Source organism: Variovorax robiniae (assembly GCF_037889955.1).
Taxonomy (GTDB): Bacteria; Pseudomonadota; Gammaproteobacteria; order Burkholderiales; family Burkholderiaceae_C; genus Variovorax; species Variovorax robiniae.
This window is the reverse complement of record NZ_JBBKZS010000012.1, coordinates 183,416-204,408: the sequence shown is the minus strand read 5'-3', so window position 1 is coordinate 204,408 and position 20,993 is coordinate 183,416. Positions and strand designations below refer to the sequence as shown.

Below are 20,993 nucleotides of genomic sequence, written 5' to 3'. Positions count from 1 at the left end.
CGAATCCGCACACTCTCCTCATCCCAACGATTGAGGAGAGCGACATGAATCTGGCAACCTATCCGCAGTCCTGGACCACTTCCACCCCGGTGAGCATGCCCCCGCCGGAGGCTCTTCATGCCGGCATGCTGGCCCGCGTGCTCGACGAAATCGACCATGGGCTCATGCTGGTCGACCTCACCGGCCGAATCCTGCATGCCAACCATCCGGCGCTGCGCGAATTGGCGGCGCAGCGCACCTTGCGCAATGTGGATGGCATGCTCAACGCGGCGCAGCCCGGCTGGCAGAACCCGATCCGCCAGGCGCTGAAGGATGCGGAGCGCGGGTGCCGCAGCATCGTCGAACTGGAGCATGCCAGCGAGCCGCTGTCGCTGGCTTTCATTCCGCTGGGTCCGCGCGACACCGGTGCCGACGTCGACACCGTGCTCATCATGTGCAGCCGCTCGGCGGGCTGCGAGACCATCACCATGCAGATGTTCGCGCGCGCCAAGCAACTCACCCGTGCGGAACAGAACGTGCTGGCCCAGCTCTGTGCGGGGCACGGCGCCGAGGAAATCGCCTGCCTGCAGGGCATCTGCCTGTCGACCGTGCGCACCCACATCAAGAACGTGCGGCAGAAGACCGGCAGCGGCAGCATCCGCGAGGTCGTGCATCGCGTCTCGCGCATGCCGCAGGTGGTGTCGGCCCTGCGCATGCAGGGTTGAGGGGCGCTCTCGTCGGATGCCCCTGCGGCGCTCCCGGACTGTGGATCGCCGCACGTGAATGGGCGCATCCGGCGATTCCGCTGCCGCGAGTGACCACAGGCGGTTGAGCCCGATCAACAAGAGGCCAACTGGGGTGACTTGGTGACAGTTGGGCCGGCGGAGTCGGCTCTATATTCGGTGAATGCCGTCGCCCGCTTTCGAATCGCATGCCGATCCGACTTCCACCCTGCCCCCTCACGTGCTCAAGCTAGCCGCCTTGGGCGTGCAGCGCCGCTACCGGGCGCATGCGGTATTGATCAACGAGGGTGATCGGGGGGATGCAATCTATGTCGTGCTTGCCGGACGCTTGCGTGCCTTTGTCTCCGATTCGCGTGGGCGCGAGGCCACGTTGAGCCACCATGGCCCGGGAGAGTATGTCGGCGAGATGTCGCTCGATGGCGGCCTGCGCTCCGCCAGCGTGCAGGCGGTCGAGCCGACGCTCTGCGCCGTGGTTACGCGCGAGACCGTGCTGCGCCACATCGCGTCGGAGCCGGAATTCGCGATGGGGCTGATCCTGCGCCTGATCCGCCGCGCTCGCCTGGCAACGGAAAGCGCCCGCAGCATGGCGCTGCTCGACGTGTACACCCGACTCAAGGTGTTGCTGGAACAACGCGCCCAACCGCAGCCCGACGGCACCCTGGTCATCGGCCGGCTCACGCACCAGACCATCGCCAGCGAGATCGGCTGCTCCCGTGAAATGGTGAGCCGCTTGATGATGGACCTCAAGCGCGGCGAGTACCTGCTCGACGAGCGCAGCACCCTGACCATCCTGAAGCCGCTGCCCGCGCGCTGGTAGCCCCTTTCAAGGAGGCGAAGCCGCCCGCACGCCGAGGTCGAGCACCGCCAGCGGCATCGAGCGGCCGTCCAGCAACGTGAGTTGGCCGCCCTTCACGGTATAGCCAGCGGTCGCTTCCAGCGCGGCCAGGAAGCGGATTTCCAGGCGCGAGCGGCCGGCATCGATGCAGGCCCTGCGGGTCGAGGCCAGCGGACCGATGCGCAGCGCACTGCCATTGCGCTTGTAGCCGCCCGAGAGGTTGTTGCAGCCGCCATTGCCGCTCACGCGCTGCGTGCTGGCGTCGAACTGGAGGGTCGGGTCGATCTTCGGATCGGCGCCGATCATCACCTGCTGGCCGTCGAGTTGCACCAGCCGCCAGGGCGTGCCTTCCAATGGTTCGTCAAGGCTCACGCTGGAGCAAGCCGTGAGCGCGGCCATGGCGATGCCGGCGCAGGCGAGCCGCGCGGCGTTGCGAAGCCGGGAAGCCACCGAAGGCGACAGTGGGGTTGCGGGCATGGTGCGGGCTCCATCCAGATGGGCTTGATTTCAGCTCAGCACGACGCTGCTCAAGCGACGGCGGTAGGTGGAGACGGTCGGGTCGGCCGGCGGGATCTGCCCGTCCGCCACCTTCACCTTCGGCGGCTCGATGATTTCGAGGATGGCTACGTAGGTCTTGCGCGCCAGTTCCTCGTTCCATGCCTTGTCGCGCATGAGGATCTCCAGCAGTTCGTCCATCGCGTCGGTCCATTGCTGCGCGGCCATCAGCAGGCGGGCGCGGTCGAAGCGGGCGGGAAAGTCGCGCTTGGCGGCGGCGATCTTCGCGTCGATGTCGGCCAGCGCGGGCGCGGCGCCAGTCGGCGGGTTGGCGAAATCGATCGCGTCCATCCAGCGTTGCAGCGCGTCGAAGCGGCGTACCCCAGGGGCCTTGCTGATCACCGGCGCGAAAGCCACCTTGGCGTCGTCGTCGCGGCCCTCTTGCAGCAGCAGCTTGATGTAGTCGAAGCGGGTTTCGTCGTTGGCCGGGTCGGTGGCCACCGCGTGCTGCAGCTTTTCGAGCGCGCCCTCGGTGTCGCCTTCGGCCAGCGCCTCCTGCGCGGCTTCTTCCTGCGCGGCGGCTTCGAGCTCCTCGGCGGCCGGCACGTGCTTGTCGAGGAACTTGCGGATCTCCGCGGCCGGCACGGCGCCGACGAAGCCGTCCACCGGCTGCCCGCCCTTGAACATCACGCAGAAGGGGATGCTGCGCACGCCGAACATCTGGCTCAGCTGCTGCGAGATCTGCGGCACCTTGTCGGCGTCGAGCTTGGCCAGCGTGAAGCGGCCGGCGTATTCGACCTCCAGTTGCTCGAGCACCGGCCCGAGCTGCTTGCAGGGACCGCACCATTCGGCCCAGATGTCCAGCAGCACGGGCGCGTCCATCGAACCTTCGATGAGTTTGGCCTGAAAGTTGTCGAGGGTGATGTCGATCATCGGGAAAGGTGTGTCAAACGTAAAATTGCGACCATGAACCAAGCAATCCAGGTCGGTGTGGTGATGGGCTCGAACTCCGACTGGGAGACGATGCGCCACGCCGTCGAGATTCTCCAGCAATTCGGCATCGCGCACGAAGCGCAAGTGGTCTCCGCCCATCGCATGCCGGACCAGCTCTTCGCCTACGCCGAGAACGCCGCCCCGCGCGGCCTGGCCGCCATCATCGCAGGCGCGGGCGGCGCGGCCCACCTGCCGGGCATGCTCGCCTCCAAGACCACGGTGCCGGTGCTCGGCGTGCCGGTGGCCAGCCGGCACCTGCAGGGCGTCGATTCGCTCTACAGCATCGTGCAGATGCCCAAGGGCGTGCCGGTCGCCACCTTTGCCATCGGCAACGCGGGCGCGGCCAATGCGGCGCTCTTCGCGGTGGCCATGCTGGCGGTCAACAATCCGCGCCTGCGCACCCAGCTCGACACCTTCCGCGCCGCACAGACGGCTGCGGCGCAAGCCATGACCCTGCCGCCGCCGGGTGCCGATGCCGCACCGCACGGCGCCGCGCCTCCGCTCTTCTCGCCGCAGGGCGGGGGCGCGCTGTGAGCGCGGCGCGCGAGAGCAGCGCACCCATTCTTCCCGGCGCCACGCTCGGCGTGATGGGCGGCGGCCAGCTCGGGCGCATGTTCGTGCACGAGGCGCAGCGCATGGGCTATGCCACGGCGGTGCTCGACCCGGACCCGGACAGCCCCGCCGGGCACGTCAGCCACCACCACATCCCCGCCGGCTATGCCGACGTCGACGGCCTGGCGCGGCTCGCCGGCCTCGCGGACGCCATCACCACCGAGTTCGAGAACGTGCCTGCGCCTTCGCTGCAGCACCTCGCTGTGGCGCGGCCTGTGTCTCCTGGCGCGGCGGCCGTGGCCATTGCGCAGGATCGCATCCGCGAGAAGGCGCATTTCACGCGCTGTGGCGTGAGTTGTGCGCCGCATGCCGTGCTCCAGGAGGCGGCAGACCTCGCCAACGTCGACGAAGACCTTCTGCCCGGCATCCTGAAGACCGCGCGCCTCGGCTATGACGGCAAGGGCCAGCAGCGCGTGCGTACGCGTGACGAGTTGGCCGCCGCCTGGCAGGCCGCCGGCGGCGTCGCCTGCGTGCTCGAGAAGATGCTGCCGCTGGACTTCGAATGCTCGGTGATCGTGGCGCGTGGCCGCGACGGCCTGATGGTGCATCTGCCACCACAGCGCAACCTCCACCGCGACGGCATCCTGGCCGTGACCGAGGTCCATGAATACAGCATGCCCGCCGACGTGGCGGAGCAGGCGACGGCGGCGGCCCGGTCGATCGCGGAGGGGCTCGAATACGTCGGCGTGCTGTGCGTCGAGTTCTTCGTGCTGATGGGCGGCACGCTGGTCGTCAACGAAATGGCGCCGCGCCCGCACAACAGCGGCCACTGGAGCATGGACGCGAGCGATGTCTCGCAGTTCGAGTTGCAGGTGCGCACGCTGGCGGGCCTGCCGCTGACGCAGCCGCGCCAGCACAGCCCGGCGATCATGCTGAACCTGCTGGGGGACCTGTGGTTCCCGGATGGCGATACGCCACGCGAGCCGCCCTGGGCCGATGTGCTCGCGCTGCCGGGTGTGCATCTGCATCTGTACGGCAAGGCCGAGGCGCGGCGCGGCCGCAAGATGGGGCACCTCAACGTGACTGGCGCGGATATCGATGCGGTGCGGGGCACGGCCGATTTCGCGGCGGCGTTGCTGGGCTTGGCGATACCGTTGTCGGAATGAGCATGCCTCTGACACTCCGGGGCCTGCCATGATCCTCGACGGCCAATCCCCTGACGCCATCCGCCAAGCCGCGGTGCTGTTGCGCGCCGGCGGCCTGGTTGCGTTTCCGACCGAGACGGTCTACGGCTTGGGGGCGGACGCCGCCAGCGACGCCGCGGTCGCCGGTATCTTCGCGGCCAAGGGGCGCCCGAGCGACCATCCCCTGATCGTTCACGTGGCCGCAGGCGCTCCCGGCGCCGAGGCGGTGTCGCGTTTCGCCCAGCCGCTGCCGCCCTTCGCCGAGTTGCTGGAGAAGGTGTTCTGGCCCGGCCCATTGACCTTGATCGTTGCGCGCCGGCCCGGCGTGGGCGCGGCTGCGGCCGGCGGACAGGACACCATCGGCCTGCGTTGCCCCGCGCATCCGGTGGCGCAGGCGCTGCTGGCGGCCTGCCTGGCGCAGGGCGTGCCCGGCCTGGCAGGCCCGAGCGCCAACCGCTTCGGCCGCGTGAGCCCGACCACCGCGGCGCATGTGCATGACGAGTTCGGCGACAGCCTGATGGTCATCGACGGCGGCCCCTGCCATGTCGGCATCGAGTCGACCATCATCGATTGCAGCCGGGGCGTTCCGGTGCTGTTGCGGCCCGGCGGCATCACGCGCGCCCAGATCGAGGCCGCCTGCGGCGAGCGCGTGCGCGACCCCGCCGAACTGGCCCAGCCCGATCCCCGTGCCTCCGGGACGCTGGAAGCGCACTACGCGCCGCAGGCCAAGGTCCGCCTGATGGATGCGCGTGCGCTGCAAACCGGGCTCGACGTGCTGGGCGCCGAGGCCGCGCACATCGCGGTGTGGTCGCGCAGCCTGCTCAAGAGCCGGTCGCAGCGCGTGCTGCAACGGCGCATGCCCGACGATGCGGTCGCTGCGGCGCAACAACTCTTTGCGGTGCTGCGCGAATTCGATGCGGGCGGCGCGCGCTTGATCTGGATCGAGACGCCGCCCGATGCGCCCGAGTGGGAAGGCGTGCGCGATCGGCTGCGACGTGCCGCCGCCGCTGATTGAGCGTTTCGCGCTTTTCGGTCGCGCGTTCATGCTTTTGATGACACTCGTCAAAATTTGACTCGACACCGGCGGTCCGCCTCGCAAGAATGCGTGCGACCGAACACCGATCCAGGGAGGATCATGAAAGCGAACCCGGCCGAATTGGAGTTGATTGGCGGCGCGCTCGCTGCCATCGAGCGTGTGCTGGCGCGTGTCGACAGTGGCCTGCCATCGCCGCCGCCTGTTTCGTCCCCGCCCGCGGCCGGCGACCCCGGCGTTCTCCAGGAGGAGGCCCGCTATCTCGGGCAGTCGAGGGAATCCGCGATCCATTGCTGCCTGACTTCGGCGAGCACCTTGCTCGTCGTCAGCCAGGACTTGCTGCGCGCCGCGGCCGGGCACACGGCGGCGGAAGAGGAGCGCCAGTTGCGCACGCAGGTCGGCCACGTCAAGGCGGCCGGCCGTGCCGCCTACCGTGCGGCGCTGATCCTGGCGGAGCAATAGGCAGGGCCAAGCCCGCCTGCCGGGGCCTTTCTGCCCGGGCTGCTACTTCAGCGCATCGAACAACGTGCGCGCGGCCAACAGGCAGAACGGCGGCTCGTAGGTGCCGTGGTACTTGGCGTAGTAGGTGGTAAAGGCGGGCGATGCCGGGTCGGTCGGCGCCATGCCGTCGGGCCCGTAGGTGGCCTGGATCTGGGGATCCACGTCGATGCTGCTCACCGTCGTCACGCCGCGCGCCTGGAAGTCCGCCATCAGCGGGACCATGTGCGCCGCCGGCGGCACGGTCGGGTCGCCGGCGCCGCCGCACAGCAGGGTGCGGGCCTTGGGACTCCAGCCGAGCAGGTCGTTCTTCTTCGCGTCCAGGTAGAGCGTGTTGGCCGGGTTGTTCAGCACGTCGGACAGGAACGCCGGCTGGAACAGTTCATCGCGCGCCTGGGCCGGCGTCTCGCCGTTGGCGCCCGGCACGGCGCCGCTGGTGATGAGCGTGGTGTAGTTGAGCGTCGGGCTGGGCAGCAGGTTGGCGATGCTGCCGAATTTGGCGTTGTATGCGTCGCTGGTGTAGGGCGCCTGGTAGACGACGCTGGTGTTCGCGTAGACGTCGCCGTAGACCTTCTGGTACGCATTGATGAGGAAGGGCACGAAGATCTGGTAGCCCGCGATGGCGTTGGTGGACTTGATGGTGTTCGACAGGTAGTACGGGCCGGCCAGGTGGGCCGCCGCCACGACATTGAACTCCGCGGCGTTGTCCCGCTCGGCGGCGCGCTGCGCGGACATCGACGAATGGCCGCCCTGCGAGTAGCCGGTGAACATCACCTTGCCCGACAGCGTGGCCGACTGGCTGGCCGCCGCCAGGCGCGCTGCGCGCAGCGAGTCCACCACCGCGCTGGCTTCCGAATCGACATGCAGGTACGGGTGGAAGCTGTAGGTGGACTTGGCGTAGCCGAGGTAGTCGGTGGCGACCACCGCATAGCCCTGTGCCGCATAGAAGGCGATGAGAAGTTGCGTCTCGCTGTCCTGCGGATTGGCCAGGGTGCGCGGCCTTTGCACGTCGGTGCCCTTGGCATAGGCCAGCAGCGGCGCGGGGTTGCTGGCGCAAGCGCCCGCCGGCAGCAGCAGCACGCCCGAGGCATTGGCCGGCTCGCCCTTGACGCCGACGGTGTTGTAGTCGAGCGGGACGACCTTGACATCGCACTTTGCCTTGCCGGTGAGCGCCTGCGCGCCGCTGGCCTGGGTGGCGGCGTCGATCTGGGTGGCGCTGAGCGTGGCCGCGACGACGGCGGGTTCGCGCAGCGAGCCTGGGGCGGGGGTGGGTGGGGTGACGGGGGTGTCGGGCGTCTTTTGTGCGGCCGTGGTGGCCAGGAGGATCGGCAGGAAGGCGTCGTTGCTGTTTCCGCCGCCGCCACCGCATGCCGTCAAGGCGGCGGCCGCGGCCGCCACGCTCCACATCTGGAGGTGTCTCATTGGTTTTTCCCTGAATTTGGTTTTGGACGAACGCGGACGATCCTAGCCCATGACCTACGCCAAAGGTACTAGGGCTTGTCGTGTAAACGGAGCCCGATCGATGGGAACGGAACGACCGCGCGCCGGGCGCGGCGATGGGCTATTGATCCTGTGTGGCCCAGTCGACCAGCGCATCGAAGGCGGCGCGCGCGGCACCGGCGTTGGCATGGTTGGCAATGGCCACCAGCACGTAGCGACGGCCGCTGTCGCCGTCGACATAGCCCGCCACACCGGCCGCGTCGCGCAGCGATCCGGTCTTGAGGTGCGCGGTACCGCCCGAGCGCAGCGCGCGCTTCCTCAGGGTGCCGTCGACGCCGCTGGCCGGCAGCGACGACATCAGCTCGGGCATCACCGGCGAGCGCCAGGCATGCTGCAGCATCTTGGCCAGCGCCGCGGCGGTGATGCGTTCCTCGCGCGACAGGCCGGAGCCGTTGTCGAGCACGGGCTGGCCTTCGCCGGTGCCGATGCGGTCGTTCCACCACTGGCGCACGGCGGTGCGCGCGCCGTCGAGCGTGCCGCGGTTCTTCTGCTGCAGGCCCAGCGTGAGGAACAGCTGCTGCGCCATCACGTTGTTGCTGTACTTGTTGATGTCGCGGATCACCTCGGCCAGCGGCGGCGAGACGGCCTCGAACGCGGGCTTGAGACCGGCCGGCACGCGGCCCTCGCGCACCTGACCCTTGAGCTGGTTGCCCATGTCGGCCCACATGCCGCCGACCGCGCGCGCGGCATAGCTGCGCGGGTCCGCATAGGCCACGGCCCAGGTCTTCTCGCCGCAGGCCGCGGCGAAGCTGCCGTTGAAGCGGATGCGGGTCGGGTCGCTGAAATCAGCGCGCAGGTTGCTGCGGTAGTCGCCGCATTCGCCGGCGGACAGCGGTACCGTGGGCTGCATCGTGACGCCGGCCAGCGAGGGTTCGAAATTGACCTGCGCGGTCTGCGCCTGGCGGTCGGGCACGAAGGTCATGACCACCGACTTGAAGTTGATCAGCAGCGCATCCGGCGCTGCGTTGTAGGGCCGCAACGGCTCGCCGTCGAAGGCGGCGGGGTCGGGCTCGGTCTGACCCTCGAAGGCGCTGCGGTCGATGACGATGTCGCCGGCCACGGTGTGGATGCCGAGGCCTTGCACGCGACGCATCAGCAGCCAGAGGCGCTCGACCACCAGCTTCGGGTCGCCCTGGCCCTTGATGTAGAGGTTGCCGTTGAGCACGCCGTTGCTGACCGGGCCGTCGATGTAGACGGGCGTGGTCCAGGCGAACGCCGGACCGAGCAGGTCGAGGCCGGCGTAGGTGGTGACCAGCTTCATGATCGAAGCCGGGTTCACCGGTGCCTGCGAGCGCCAGGCCAGGCGCGGCGGCTTGCCGCTCTCGGCATCGACCACCAGCATGGTGACGGCATCGCGCGGCACCTTGGCGCGGGCCAACGCAGCCTCGACTTCCTGGGGCAGGGCTTGCTGGGCGGCGGCGCCGAGACTGAACAGCGCCGCGGCGGCCACGGGGACGAGGGGGGTGAATCGCATCGGCGGATTATCCGGGTCGAGGTGTGCTTTGGTCGGCGATGCCTTCAGCTGCACTCGCGAGCGCGGCGTCGCCGGTTGTGGCCGCGGGTGAGGTCGAGGCCGAAGTTGCGGCGCCTGCGCTCGCCAGGCCCCGCCGACGCCACAGGTACCAGGCCGCCGGCATCACCAGCATGCTCAGCAATGGTGCGCTCACCATCCCGCCGACCATCGGCGCGGCGATGCGGTTCATCACCTCGGACCCGGTGCCGCTGCCCCACAGGATTGGCAGCAGCCCTGCCATCACCACCGCCACCGTCATCGCCTTGGGCCGCACGCGCAGCACCGCGCCTTCGCGGATGGCGGCGAGCAATGTCTGCTCGTTGGGCGGCTCGCCGGCCGCGAGGCGCCGCGACAGGGCGTTCTGCAGGTAGACCAGCATCACCACGCCGAATTCCGCCGCCACGCCGGCCAGCGCGATGAAGCCTACGGCCGTGGCCACCGAGACCGCATGCCCGAGCGCCCACACCAGCCAAAGCCCGCCGATCAGCGAGAAGGGCACGGCGGCCATCACCAGCAGTGCATCACCGAAGGACCGGAACAGCAGGTACAGCAGCACGAGGATGACGGCCAGCGTCGCCGGCACCGCCAGCTTCAGGCGCTCCGTCGCGCGCTCCAGGTATTCGAACTGGCCCGACCAGGACACCGCATAGCCCGCTGGCAGTTGCACAGACTGGGCGACGGCCGCCTGCATGTCGTTGACGGCCGAGCGCAGGTCGCGATCCCGCACGTCGACATACACCCAGCCCGACAGCCGCGCGTTCTCGCTGCGCAGCATCGGCGGGCCGTCTTCGATGCGGACCCGGGCCACGTCCTGCAGCAACAATTGCGCGCCCTTGTCGGTGACGAAGGGCAGCGTGCGCAGGCGCTCCAGCGAGTCGCGCACCTCGCGCGGATAGCGCACGTTGATGGGATAGCGTTCGCGCCCCTGGATCACTTCGCCGACGTTGTCGCCGCCGATCGCGGTGGACACCAGCGCCTGCACGTCGGCCACGGTAAGCCCGTAGCGCGCCGCCGCCGCGCGGTCCACGTCCACGTCGACATAGCGCCCGCCGGTGAGCCGCTCGGCCAGTGCCGAGGACACGCCCGGCACCTTCTTCACCGCCGCCTCGATCTGACCCGTGAGCGCGTCGATGGTGGCCAGGTCCGCGCCCGCGACCTTGATGCCGACGGGGCTCTTGATGCCGGTGGCCAGCATGTCGATGCGGTTTCGGATCGGCGGCACCCAGACGTTGGTCAGGCCCGGCACCTTCACGATGCGGTCCAGTTCGGCGACCAGCTTGTCGGGCGTCATGCCGGCGCGCCATTCTTCGCGCGGCTTGAACTGGATCGTGGTCTCGAACATCTCGAGCGGCGCCGGGTCGGTGGGCGTGTCGGCGCGGCCGGCCTTGCCGAAGACGCGCGCCACTTCCGGCACCGTCTTGATCAGGCGGTCGGTCTGTTGCAGGAGTTCGGCAGCCTTCGACACCGACAATCCGGGCTGGGCCGACGGCATGTACAAGAGGTCGCCCTCGTCGAGCGGCGGCATGAACTCGCCGCCCAGGCGCAGCAGCGGCACGATGCTCAAGGCCAGCAGCAGCGCGGCGATGAGCAGCGTGGCTTTCGGAAAGTGCAGCACCGCTTCCAGCGCGGGCCGATAGATCACCATCAGGAGCCTGTTCACCGGATTGGCCGCCTCGTGCGGGATGCGCCCGCGCACCAAATAACCCATCAGCACCGGGATCAGCGTCACCGACAAGCCGGCCGCCGCCGCCATCGCATAGGACTTGGTGAAGGCCAGCGGCGAGAACAGCCGCCCTTCCTGCGCCTCCAGCGAGAACACCGGCACGAAGCTCAGCGTGATCACCAGCAGCGAGAAGAACAGCGCGGGCCCGACTTCCACCGAGGCATCGGCCACCAGGCGCCAGCGCTCTTGCGCGTCCGGCGGCCGCCCGTGCTTCGTCTCGAAAGCCTCGATGTGTCGATGCAGGTTCTCCACCATCACGATCGCGCCGTCGACCATCGCGCCGATCGCGATCGCGATGCCGCCCAGCGACATGATGTTGGCGTTGACGCCCTGCCAGTGCATGACGATGAAAGCAGCCAGCACGCCAATAGGCAAGGCCACCACCGCCACCAGCGCGGAACGCAGGTGGAACAGGAACACCGCGCACACCAGCGCGACCACGATGAATTCCTCGACCAGCTTGGTGCGCAGGTTGTCGACGGCGCGGTCGATGAGCAGCGAGCGGTCGTAGACCGGCACGATCTCCACGCCCGCTGGCAGCCCCGGCTTGAGCGATTCGAGCCGCGCCTTGACCGCCTCGATCGTCGAGCGGGCGTTCTTGCCGGAGCGCATCACCACCACGCCGCCCGCGACCTCGCCCTGCCCGTCCAGCTCGGCGATGCCACGGCGCATCTCGGGCCCGATCTGCACCGTGGCCACGTCGCGCAGCAGCACCGGCGTGGCGCCGGACAGCGTCAGCGGGATGGTCCGGAAGTCGTCGAGCGAACGCAGGTAGCCGCGCGAGCGCACCATGTATTCGGCCTCGGCCATTTCCACCACCGAACCGCCGCTGGCCTGGTTCGCCTTCTGCAGCGCGTCGACCACCATCGCCTGCGTGATGCCGAGTGAACGCATGCGATCCGGGTCCAGCACCACTTGGTACTGTCGCACCATCCCGCCGATGCTGGCGACCTCGGCCACGTCGGGCACGGTCTTCAGCTCGAACTTGAGGAACCAGTCGTTCAGCGCCCGCAATTGCGCGAGGTCGTGCGCGCCGCTGCGGTCCACCAGCGCGTATTCGTAGACCCAGCCCACGCCGGTCGCGTCCGGCCCCAGCGCGGGCTTGGCGCCGGCGGGTAGGCGAGCCTGAACCTGGTTGAGGTACTCGACGACGCGCGAGCGGGCCCAGTACGGATCGGTCTTGTCGTCGAACAGCACGTAGACGAAGGAGTCGCCGAAGAAGGAATAACCGCGCACCGTCTTCGCACCGGGCACGCCGAGCATGGTGGTGGTGATCGGGTAGGTGACCAGGTCCTCCATCACCTGCGGCGCCTTGCCGGGCCAGGGCGTGCGGATGATGACCTGCGTGTCCGACAGGTCCGGCAGGGCGTCGAGCGGCGTGCGCAGCACGGACCAAAGTCCGGCCGCGACGAGCAGCAGCGTGGCCATCAGCACCAGCAGGCGGTTGCCGATGGACCAGCGGATGAGCGCGGCGATCATGGCTTCTGCGGCGCCATGTTGCCGAGCACGCTGCGCAGGCGGGCTTCGGAGTCGATGAGGAACTGGCCGCTCGCGACGACCTGCTCGCCTTCGGCCAGGCCATCGACGATCTCGATGTCGTCGCCCAGGTCCGCGCCGAGCGTCACGTCGCGCGGCTCGAAGGCGCCGTCGGCCTTGCGCACGATCACGAGCGCGCGCTTGCCGGTGCGGATCACCGCCTCCGAGGTGACGACCAGGCGCGTGGTCTTCGGCCCGGCCACTTGCAGCCGCAGCAGCATGCCCGGCACCAGCTTGCGTTTCGCGTTGTCGACCGTGAAGCGGGCCTTCAAGGTGCGCGTGGTGGCATCGACCTGCGGCAGGATCTCGGCCAGTTCGCCTTCGAAGGACTGCGTCGAATCGGCCTGCAGCAACGCCTTGACCTTCTGCCCGACGCGGATGCGCGACGCCTGCGCCTCGGGAATCTCGACCACGGCCCAGACCTTGTCGAGGCCGCCGATGCGGAACATCGTCATGCCGGGTGTGACGGCCATGCCTTCGCGCACGCCCAGCTCGGTGACGACGCCGTTGGCGGGCGCGGTCAAGGTGAAGCGGGCTTGCGCCGTGCCGGCCTTCTCGCTCTGGCGGATGAGGTCGGCAGGAATGGACATGGCGCGCATGCGATCGCGCGCCGCCGCGACGACATCCTGCGAGACTCCCGCGCGTTGCAATGCCAGCAGCTCGTTCTGCGGCGCCAGCCATTCCGGCGCGAAGACCGTCGCAAGCGCTTGGCCCTTGCGCACCTGCGCCATCGGCGCGCGCACGGCCAGGTGCTCGACATAGCCGGCGACGCGCGTCTGCACTGCCACGCCGAGCCGCTCGTCGAACTGCACCGAGCCGATCGCGTCGATCGATGTGTTCGTTTCGATACGTCGCACCGTGGCATGGCGGATGCCAAGGTTCTGTTGCACGGAGGGATCGATCCGGGTGCCGCTGGCGCTGTCGGCATCGGCATAGACGGGGACGAGTTGCATGTCCATGAAGGGCGACTTGCCGGGCTTGTCGAAGCGCGCGCCGGGGACCATGGGGTCGTGCCAGTAGAGGATCTTCTTTTCGCTTGCGGGTTCAGGTGTGCTGGGGGCGGGCGCTTGCACGGCGTGGTCCGCGTGGGGCGCCAGCGTGCGACCGGCATGAAAGGCGCCGCCCGCGATCAGCACGGCAGCGAGCAACGACAGCGCCACGAGATGGGTGCGTTTCATGGGGACACCTCGGCAGTGAGTTGGATGGGGCGGAAGACCAGTTGGGCCAGCGTCCTGGCCAGCTCACGCTGCAACGCGAGCAACTTGCGTTGCGCCTCGACCTCCGCATGGCGCGCCTCGAACAGCGTGGTCAATGGCGTTTGGTTGGAGCGGTAGGCGGCCATCGCGGCGGCGGTCCGTTGCGCGGCGGTCGTGAGCACGCTGGCGCGATAGCGCTCGATGCGCTGCCGCAGGCGCTGCGCGTCGGCCTGCAGCGTCTGGTATTGCGTCGTGGCCACGCGCGTGGCTTCCGCGAGGTCGGCCTCGGCCTTGTCGACCAGGGCGAGCCGCGCGGCGGTGTCGCGGTCCTGGCGTGCGTCGGGCGCGACGGGGATCGGGATGCTCACGCCGACGGACACCAGGTCCGAATAGCCCGTGCGCTGGCCGTAGCCGACTTCCCAGGTCCAGTTGGGGGCGCGGTTGCTGCTGGCCACCGCGGCGCTTCGCTTCGCCACCTCGAGGTCCCGCTGCAACGCGGCGACCGTTGGGTGCGCAGCCACGTACGCGTCTTCGCCGGGGGGCGGCACGTCGACCAGCGGGACGAGGTCATCCGGCGCTGCGCCAATCCAGCGTTGCAGGGCAAGCCTGGCGGCGTTCTGCTGCTGCCGGGCTTCGCTCGCCTCGTCTTCAGCCTGCCCGCGTGCGACGCCGAGCGCGAGCACTTCCTGGCTGCCGGCTGTCGCCGCCGCGAGCCGTGCGCGTGCGGCCTCGAATTCTTCCCGCGCATGGTGTTCCATCGCGGTGGCGAGCCGCGACGACTCTTCGGCGTAGAAAGCATCGACATAGGCCAGCGTCGTTTGCAGTCGGACATCCGCGACTGCCGCACGGGCCTGCACGGATTCGCGCTCGACCATGGCGTCGGCGGCGGCCTGGCGCGCGTTGCGCTTGTCCGTCGACAGCCACTCCTGGCTGATGCCGACGCGTTTCATGGTCATCGGCTCGCGCGTGGTGCTGAAGCGGTCAGGACCGGTGACGGGCAGGTTGTCGATGCCGACACGCAACGTGGGGTCGGGCAACTGCGCGGCGGCGCGGGCGCTCTCGGTGGCGCTCAGCACGCTGGCGCGCGAGGCGCGGGCGGCATCGGAACGCTGGACGGCACGCTGCAACGCCGCCTCCAGGGAAAGGGTGTCGGCACTGGCCAGCAATGGCAGCAGCGCCACGGCCAACGCGGCCGTACGTAAACGAGAAAAGGACATGGAATCTCCGCAAGCGAACGAGGCGATCGCTGGCAAGCGGACAAGCCGCGCCAGCGCCGGTCAGGTCGACGGAGATGTCAAACGCGCAGCCGGCGCGTCGCGAGGAAAACGGGGTCGGGCGGAGGTCGCTGCTCGGGCGCGTGAGCCAAGGGCAGGCCCGCGCCTTCCATCGCCGGCAGCAAGGCGGGTGCCGGCAGCACCTGCACCACCATTGGCAGCGAAGGCGTGACCGGCTTGGCCGGCTCGAAGGACTGCGACGCGTTGACCGCATGCTGGTGGCACAGCACGGGCTGCGCCTCGTCGCTGCCCTCGCACGGCGCGCCGCGGGCCATGCGCTCGGCCATCGACTCGGGCGCGGCCATGGCCGGACATGCGTAGCTCGCCAGCGCCAGTTGCGAGAACAACAGCGACAGCATCACCACGAAGGCGGTGAGGCAGCGATGGGCGGACCGGGAGCGGAACATGAGGCGGAAAGTGTAGCGATGGAAGTCGCCATGACGGTGATACCCATCCGCCCCTGCGTGACTTCCCGGACAGTCCTAAACAAACAAATGCAGCCGAGCGTGATACAGCAGCATCACCGTCTTGCCGTCGACGATGCGCCCGTCCGCGACCATGGCCAGCGCCTCGTCGATGTCCAGTTCCAACACCTCGATGTCCTCGCCTTCATGGGCCAGCCCGCCGCCGTCGCCGATGCGCATGCCGGCGTCGTAGGGCGCCACGAAGCAGTGCAGCTTCTCGGTGACCGAGCCCGGGCTCATGAAGCATTCGAAGACCTTCTGCACATGGCCCATGCGGTAGCCGAGTTCCTCCTCGACCTCGGCGCGGATGCGCTCCTCGGGCGCGGCGTCGTCGAGCAGGCCGGCCGCGGTCTCGATGAGCAACTCGCCATAGCCGTTGACGAAGGTCGGATAGCGGAACTGCCGCGTCAAGAGCACGGTGCGGCGCGCGAGGTCGTAGGGCAGCAGCGTGGCGCCGTTGCCGCGGTCGTAGGTTTCGCGTTCCATGCGCTGCCACTGGCCATCGCTGCGGCGCCAGTCGAAGGCGGTCTTCTTCAGCACGTACCAGTTGTCGGAGAGCAGGGTGACTTCGTGCACCCGGACGCGTTCTTGCAGGTTCATGGCGACGATCGTAGAGGCAATTTCGTGTAGCTTCAAGATAAAACGTGCAGATTCGTGCATCGTTCGCATACCATCGAGGCCATGCTGACCCGTCAACGAAAGCAACACATCCTCGACGCGCTGCGGCGCGAGGGACAGGTCGTCGCCCGCTTGCTCAGCGAGGAGCTGGGCCTGTCGGAAGACACGATCCGGCGCGACCTGCGCGAACTCGCGGCCGAGGGTCTGCTGCAACGCGTGCATGGCGGCGCGCTGCCGCTGGCGCCGGCCGAGGCCGACTTTCCCGGCCGCGAGAGGATCGCCACCGCCGACAAGCGCCTGATCGGCCGCGCCGCCGCACGCATGGTGCTGCCGGGGCAGGTGGTGTTCATCGACGGTGGCACGACGGCCGTGCAGATGGCGCGGCACCTGCCTGCGTCGTTGCGTGCTACGGTAGTCACGCACAGCCCGTCGGTGGCGGTCGAGTTGGCCGGGCATGCGGGTGTCGAGGTGGTGCTGGTCGGCGGGCGGCTGTTCAAGCACTCGGTGGTTTCCGTGGGCGCGGCGGCGCTCCAGGCCATCGCGCAGGTCCGCGCGGACGTCTTCTTCATGGGCGTGACCGGCGTGCAGGCGCAAGCCGGCCTGACCACGGCGGACCTGGAGGAGGCGCACATCAAGCGCGCGCTGATGGCCGCGTCGGCGGAGACGGTGGTGCTGGCTTCTTCCGAGAAGATCGGTGCGGCTTCGGCCTGCGTGATCAATCCACTGGGCCCCGGGATCACGCTGCTGGTGGCGCCCTCAGCGCCGGTGAAGGCACTGGGCGCGCTGCGGAAGTCCGGCGCGCGCATCGTGCAGGCCGATTCGGCGGCGTGACTGTGGTCGGCGCATTGGCCCCGGCGCGCCGGGGTTGGCGGGCGTCCCTCGATAATCCCCCGATGCCCGTCGCTCCCCGCCTCTCCCCGCGCACCATCGGCATCGGCGCGGCCGTGATCACGGTGCTCGTCTGGACCGCCTTCATCGTGATCGCCCGGGCCTCGGCCGCGCGCTCGCTGACCCCTTTCGACATTGCCGTCGCGCGCATGTGCGGCGCCAGCCTGGTGCTGATGCCCTGGGGCGCCTGGCTGGTGCGCCAGGCGCGGCGCGAGGCGGGTGGCGGGCCGGTCGTCAGCTCGATGTTCGGCCTGTCGCCGCTCAGCCTGCGGGTGACGGCGATCGGCGGCGCATTTGGCGGGCTGGGCTATGCGTTGCTCGCGTACTCCGGCTTCTTCTATGCGCCGGCCGCGCATGCCTCGGTGTTGCTGCCGGGCAGCCTGCCGCTCTGGACCACGCTGCTGGCGGCCGTGGTGCTGCGCGATCGCATCACGCCGCTGCGCGCCACCGGGCTGGCGCTGATCGTCGTCGGCGACCTGCTGGTGGGCGGCAGCAGCCTGTTGCATGCCTTCGAGGGCGGCGAGATCTGGAAGGGCGACCTGCTGTTCATGAGCGCCGCCTTCTGCTGGGCCTGCTACAGCATCCTGGCGCGCCGCGAGGGGCTCGACGCGGTGCGCGCCACCATCGCGATCACGGTGTTCGCGACGCTGACCTTCGTGCCGGTGTATGCCCTGCTGGTGACGGCGGGCTGGGCAACGAGTCATCTGGGCACGGCGCCGATGGGCGAGATCGCGTTCCAGATGCTGTTCCAGGGGCTCGGTTCGGTGGTGATCTCGGGCATCACCTTCACCCGGATGATCCAGTACTTCGGGCCGGTGCGCTCCACCATGATCACGGCGCTGGTGCCGGGGCTGTCGGCTTTCGCCGCGGTGATCTTGCTGGGCGAACCGTTGCATTGGAGCCTGCTGGCCGGGCTGCTGCTGGTGACCGGCGGCATCCTGTTTGGCGTGCAGCGCGCACGGCCGAACGCGCCGGCAGCTGCCGCGCCCCTGGTGCGTGCCACGGGGAAGGCCGATGCCTAAGCTGCTTGCCTTCGACACCAGCACCGAGCATCTCTCGGTGGCCGTGCGCAACGGCGATGCGCTGCATGTCCACACCGGCGCGGGCGGCGCGCAAGCGTCCACCACGCTGATTCCGTTGATCCAGCAGTTGCTGGCCGAAGCCGGACTCACGCTGCGACAGCTGGATGCCATCGCTTTCGGGCGTGGGCCGGGCTCCTTCACGGGGCTGCGCACGGCGTGCTCGGTGGCGCAGGGGCTGGGCTTTGGCGCGGGCGTGCGGCTGCTGCCCATCGACACGCTGCAGGCGGTGGCCGAGGAAGCACGAGAACGCTTCGGTGCGCGGCGCGTGGTGGCGCTGCTCGACGCGCGGATGGACCAGGTCTATGCGGCGGACTACGACTTCGATGCGGATGAGTCAGTCAGCGAGCCGCGCCTGCTGGCGCCGGAGGAAGTGCAAGTGCCCGAGGGCTGGGCGCTGGCGGGCAATGCCTTCCAGGCCTACGGCGATCGCTTGCCTGCCGCCGCCGGGCGCCACGAGGCACTGCCGACCGCTGCAGCCCTGCTGCGCCTCGCTCCCGCAATGATCGCCGCCGCCCGCACCGTTGCACCGGCGGATGCGTGGCCGCTCTATGTCCGCGATAAAGTGGCGCAGACGACCGAAGAACGCATGCGCATCCGCAGCGGAACCACCACCTGATGAGCGCCGTACCCCAGCCACCGTTGCAAGCACGCCTGGAGCCGCTCGCCATCGAGCGGCTCGACCAGGTCTGCGCCGTCGAACAGTCCGCCTACACCCATCCCTGGACGCGGGCCAACTTCATCGACTCGATGCATGCGGGGTACCACTGCCAGTTGCTCGTCGGCCCCGCGCCCGGCGCCGAGGCGTCCTCGCCCCGGGAGCGCGTCAGGATCGAGCCGGTCGAACTCATCGGTTATTTCGTCGCCATGAAGGGCGTGGACGAGGTGCATCTGCTCAACCTCACCGTGGCCCCCGCGTACCAGCGCCAGGGCTGGGCGCCGATGCTGCTCGAAACCCTGGCCGGATGGGCGCGCGGGCAAGGCGCGCAATGGCTGTGGCTCGAAGTGCGGGCCTCCAATGCACGGGCCATTGCGGTCTACGAGCGCAACGGCTTTCGCCGGGTCGGTGTGCGCAAGGGCTACTACCCAGCGCTGCAGAACCAGCGCGAGGATGCGATCGTCATGAGCCTGCTGCTCAACGAATCGGCCAGCGCATGGGGGCAGTTGAAATGAGTGCGCTTGCACTGGACGCGCGCCAGCGCGCGATGCTGGAGGAGATGGGCGTCAAGGTCTGGTGGCCAGCAGAGCCCGCGGCGGAGTCCACAGCGGAGCCGGGGGCGCGCGTGGCCGCGCCGGCGCCCGGACTTGCGCAGCCGGCATTGGCTGGCGGCCGCCCGGAAGCGCCCCGTGCCGCGCCAGCCGAAGTCGCCCCTCGCCCATCCCCGGCCGCACCGACCGCCGTAGCGCCCGCCCCTGCGCCCGCCAGTCGAGCATCAGCTGGCGAGGAAGTCACCCAGATCGAACCGCCGCAGCGCCTCTACGGCGGCCCTGCGGCACAAGGCGGCTGGCTGATCGTGGTCGACATGCCACCCCAGCCTGATGGCCGACATGGCGAGCCCTTCGCGGGCGAGGCCGGCCGTTTGCTCGACAACATGCTGCGCGCGCTGCAACTGGACACCGGCGCCGTGCCCGTGCACCTGATGCGCACGCACCGTGGCGCCACCGCCTCGGCCTCCCCCTCTCAGCCCTTCGCGCAGAGCTTCGACGGGCATCTCGCCGCCGTCGCACCGCGCATGGTGCTCGCGATGGGTCCGCTCGCGGCGCAATGCCTGCTGCGGCGCAATGAGCCGATCGGCAAGCTGCGCGGCCAGGCGGACGGGTTGCCGGGTGCGTCCGGCGTGCAGGTCGTCGCCACCTATCACCCGGCCTACCTGCTGCGCAACCGGGGCGACAAGGCCAAGGCCTGGGCCGATCTCTGCCTGGCTGCGGCGCGATTCGGCGTCTGAACGAGGGCCGGTCCGCGCAAGCGTGCCAGTGAACCGGCTTCGCGTTGATTGCCCTGGATTGGGGAGGGCAGGCTCCATCCCCCGGAACCTAAAATCCCGCCCCATGACTTTCCTCTACAAGCTGCGCGCGGCCGAGCAGCAGAACGCCTCCATGCTGTGCGTCGGCCTCGATCCGGAACCCAGCCGCTTTCCGGCGCAGCTCAAGGGCGATGCCAGCCGCATCTACGACTTCTGCGCCCGCATCGTCGACGCGACCGCCGACCTGGCCATCGCCTTCAAGCCGCAGATCGCCTACTTCGCCGCGCACCGCGCGGAGAACCAGCTGGAGCAGTTGATGGAGCACATGCGCCGCAACGCGCCCCACGTGCCCACCATCCTCGACGCCAAGCGTGGCGACATCGGTTCCACCGCCGAGCAGTACGCCATCGAGGCCTTCGAGCGCTACGGCGCGGACGCGGTCACGCTGTCTCCCTTCATGGGCTTCGATTCGGTCGAGCCCTATCTGCGGCATGCGGGCAAGGGCGCCTTCCTGCTCTGCCGCACCAGCAACCCCGGCGGCTCCGACCTGCAAGGCCAGCGCCTGGCCGGCGTACAAGGCGAGCCCTTTCTCTACGAGCACATCGCGCGGCTGGCCCAGGGACCGTGGAACCTGAACGGGCAACTCGGCCTCGTGGTGGGCGCGACCTACCCGGCCGAGATCGAGCGCGTGCGCGCGCTGGCGCCCACCGTGCCGCTGCTGATTCCCGGCGTCGGCGCGCAAGGCGGCGATGCGGTGGCGACGGTGCGTGCGGGCTGGCGCCAGGATGCCCCCATCGTCGTCAATTCGTCGCGCGCCATCTGCTACGCGTCGTCCGGTGACGACTACGAGGAAGCCGCGCGGCGCGAGGCGCGGCGGACGCGGGACATGCTGCACGCGGCACGCGGGTAGTCCGCCCCCGGATGCG

Annotated in this window: 21 protein-coding genes; 12 read left to right on the top strand and 9 right to left on the bottom strand. The window is 69.4% G+C overall.

What is annotated here, in order from left to right:
• Positions 1-44: 44 nt before the first annotated feature.
• Positions 45-704 (top strand): helix-turn-helix transcriptional regulator, encoded by a 660-nt coding sequence (locus WKW79_RS24735; protein WP_340337871.1) that lies wholly within the window; start codon positions 45-47, stop codon positions 702-704.
• A 181-nt stretch (positions 705-885) separates the two neighbouring features.
• On the top strand, positions 886-1,539 hold the full coding sequence (locus WKW79_RS24730) for a Crp/Fnr family transcriptional regulator (protein WP_340337870.1): 654 nt from the start codon (positions 886-888) through the stop codon (positions 1,537-1,539).
• 6 nt (positions 1,540-1,545) lie between these two features.
• On the opposite strand, the gene WKW79_RS24725 is transcribed toward WKW79_RS24730, so the two are convergent.
• Positions 1,546-2,034, bottom strand: a complete 489-nt coding sequence (locus tag WKW79_RS24725) for an META domain-containing protein (protein WP_340337869.1) — start codon at positions 2,032-2,034, stop codon at positions 1,546-1,548.
• Positions 2,035-2,064: 30 nt separating this feature from the next.
• On the bottom strand, positions 2,065-2,985 hold the full coding sequence (locus WKW79_RS24720) for a tetratricopeptide repeat protein (RefSeq protein ID WP_340337868.1): 921 nt from the start codon (positions 2,983-2,985) through the stop codon (positions 2,065-2,067).
• A 33-nt stretch (positions 2,986-3,018) separates the two neighbouring features.
• On the opposite strand from WKW79_RS24720, the gene purE reads away from it, so the two are divergent.
• From purE to WKW79_RS24700, 4 genes are all read left to right on the top strand, one after another.
• Positions 3,019-3,579 carry a 5-(carboxyamino)imidazole ribonucleotide mutase gene (gene purE / locus WKW79_RS24715; RefSeq protein ID WP_340337867.1) on the top strand — a complete coding sequence of 187 codons (561 nt, stop codon included), beginning with the start codon at positions 3,019-3,021 and terminating at the stop codon, positions 3,577-3,579.
• A complete protein-coding gene (locus WKW79_RS24710) occupies positions 3,576-4,763 on the top strand; it encodes a 5-(carboxyamino)imidazole ribonucleotide synthase (RefSeq protein WP_340337866.1) in 1,188 nt (395 codons plus the stop codon). The genes purE and WKW79_RS24710 overlap by 4 nt, the downstream gene beginning before the upstream one ends.
• Positions 4,764-4,791: 28 nt before the next feature.
• Positions 4,792-5,796, top strand: coding sequence for an L-threonylcarbamoyladenylate synthase (locus WKW79_RS24705; protein ID WP_340337865.1), 1,005 nt, complete (start codon positions 4,792-4,794; stop codon positions 5,794-5,796).
• A gap of 120 nt (positions 5,797-5,916) precedes the next feature.
• Positions 5,917-6,276 (top strand): hypothetical protein, encoded by a 360-nt coding sequence (locus tag WKW79_RS24700; RefSeq protein ID WP_340337864.1) that lies wholly within the window; start codon positions 5,917-5,919, stop codon positions 6,274-6,276.
• A 42-nt stretch (positions 6,277-6,318) separates the two neighbouring features.
• On the opposite strand, the gene WKW79_RS24695 is transcribed toward WKW79_RS24700, so the two are convergent.
• From WKW79_RS24695 to WKW79_RS24665, 7 genes are all read right to left on the bottom strand, one after another.
• Complete coding sequence (locus WKW79_RS24695) at positions 6,319-7,734, bottom strand: lipase family protein (protein WP_340337863.1); 1,416 nt, start codon at positions 7,732-7,734, stop codon at positions 6,319-6,321.
• A gap of 139 nt (positions 7,735-7,873) precedes the next feature.
• The gene (gene dacB, locus WKW79_RS24690; protein WP_340337862.1) at positions 7,874-9,286 is read right to left on the bottom strand and encodes a D-alanyl-D-alanine carboxypeptidase/D-alanyl-D-alanine endopeptidase; all 1,413 of its coding nucleotides are present in this window, start codon (positions 9,284-9,286) and stop codon (positions 7,874-7,876) included.
• Positions 9,287-9,293: 7 nt separating this feature from the next.
• Entirely contained in the window at positions 9,294-12,527 is a 3,234-nt protein-coding gene (locus WKW79_RS24685; RefSeq protein WP_340337861.1) for an efflux RND transporter permease subunit, read from the bottom strand.
• The gene (locus WKW79_RS24680; protein ID WP_340337860.1) at positions 12,524-13,762 is read right to left on the bottom strand and encodes an efflux RND transporter periplasmic adaptor subunit; all 1,239 of its coding nucleotides are present in this window, start codon (positions 13,760-13,762) and stop codon (positions 12,524-12,526) included. Before WKW79_RS24680 ends, WKW79_RS24685 begins: the two co-directional genes overlap by 4 nt.
• Positions 13,759-14,997, bottom strand: coding sequence for a TolC family protein (locus WKW79_RS24675; protein WP_340337859.1), 1,239 nt, complete (start codon positions 14,995-14,997; stop codon positions 13,759-13,761). The genes WKW79_RS24680 and WKW79_RS24675 overlap by 4 nt, the downstream gene beginning before the upstream one ends.
• A gap of 77 nt (positions 14,998-15,074) precedes the next feature.
• On the bottom strand, positions 15,075-15,461 hold the full coding sequence (locus WKW79_RS24670; protein ID WP_340337858.1) for a hypothetical protein: 387 nt from the start codon (positions 15,459-15,461) through the stop codon (positions 15,075-15,077).
• A 75-nt stretch (positions 15,462-15,536) separates the two neighbouring features.
• A complete protein-coding gene (locus WKW79_RS24665) occupies positions 15,537-16,118 on the bottom strand; it encodes an NUDIX hydrolase (RefSeq protein ID WP_340337857.1) in 582 nt (193 codons plus the stop codon).
• Between the two features lie 81 nt (positions 16,119-16,199).
• Here WKW79_RS24665 and WKW79_RS24660 point away from each other — a divergent pair, with 81 nt between their 5' ends.
• The 6 genes from WKW79_RS24660 (at position 16,200) to pyrF (ending at position 20,977) form a co-directional block, all read left to right on the top strand.
• Positions 16,200-16,967, top strand: a complete 768-nt coding sequence (locus tag WKW79_RS24660; RefSeq protein WP_340337881.1) for a DeoR/GlpR family DNA-binding transcription regulator — start codon at positions 16,200-16,202, stop codon at positions 16,965-16,967.
• A gap of 62 nt (positions 16,968-17,029) precedes the next feature.
• Positions 17,030-18,046 carry a DMT family transporter gene (locus WKW79_RS24655; protein WP_340337856.1) on the top strand — a complete coding sequence of 339 codons (1,017 nt, stop codon included), beginning with the start codon at positions 17,030-17,032 and terminating at the stop codon, positions 18,044-18,046.
• On the top strand, positions 18,039-18,722 hold the full coding sequence (gene tsaB / locus WKW79_RS24650; RefSeq protein WP_340337855.1) for a tRNA (adenosine(37)-N6)-threonylcarbamoyltransferase complex dimerization subunit type 1 TsaB: 684 nt from the start codon (positions 18,039-18,041) through the stop codon (positions 18,720-18,722). The genes WKW79_RS24655 and tsaB overlap by 8 nt, the downstream gene beginning before the upstream one ends.
• Positions 18,722-19,276 (top strand): ribosomal protein S18-alanine N-acetyltransferase, encoded by a 555-nt coding sequence (gene rimI / locus WKW79_RS24645; RefSeq protein ID WP_340337854.1) that lies wholly within the window; start codon positions 18,722-18,724, stop codon positions 19,274-19,276. Before tsaB ends, rimI begins: the two co-directional genes overlap by 1 nt.
• Entirely contained in the window at positions 19,273-20,049 is a 777-nt protein-coding gene (locus tag WKW79_RS24640; RefSeq protein WP_340337853.1) for a uracil-DNA glycosylase, read from the top strand. The genes rimI and WKW79_RS24640 overlap by 4 nt, the downstream gene beginning before the upstream one ends.
• A 103-nt stretch (positions 20,050-20,152) precedes the next feature.
• The gene (pyrF, locus tag WKW79_RS24635) at positions 20,153-20,977 is read left to right on the top strand and encodes an orotidine-5'-phosphate decarboxylase (protein ID WP_340337852.1); all 825 of its coding nucleotides are present in this window, start codon (positions 20,153-20,155) and stop codon (positions 20,975-20,977) included.
• The last annotated feature ends 16 nt before the right edge of the window (positions 20,978-20,993 follow it).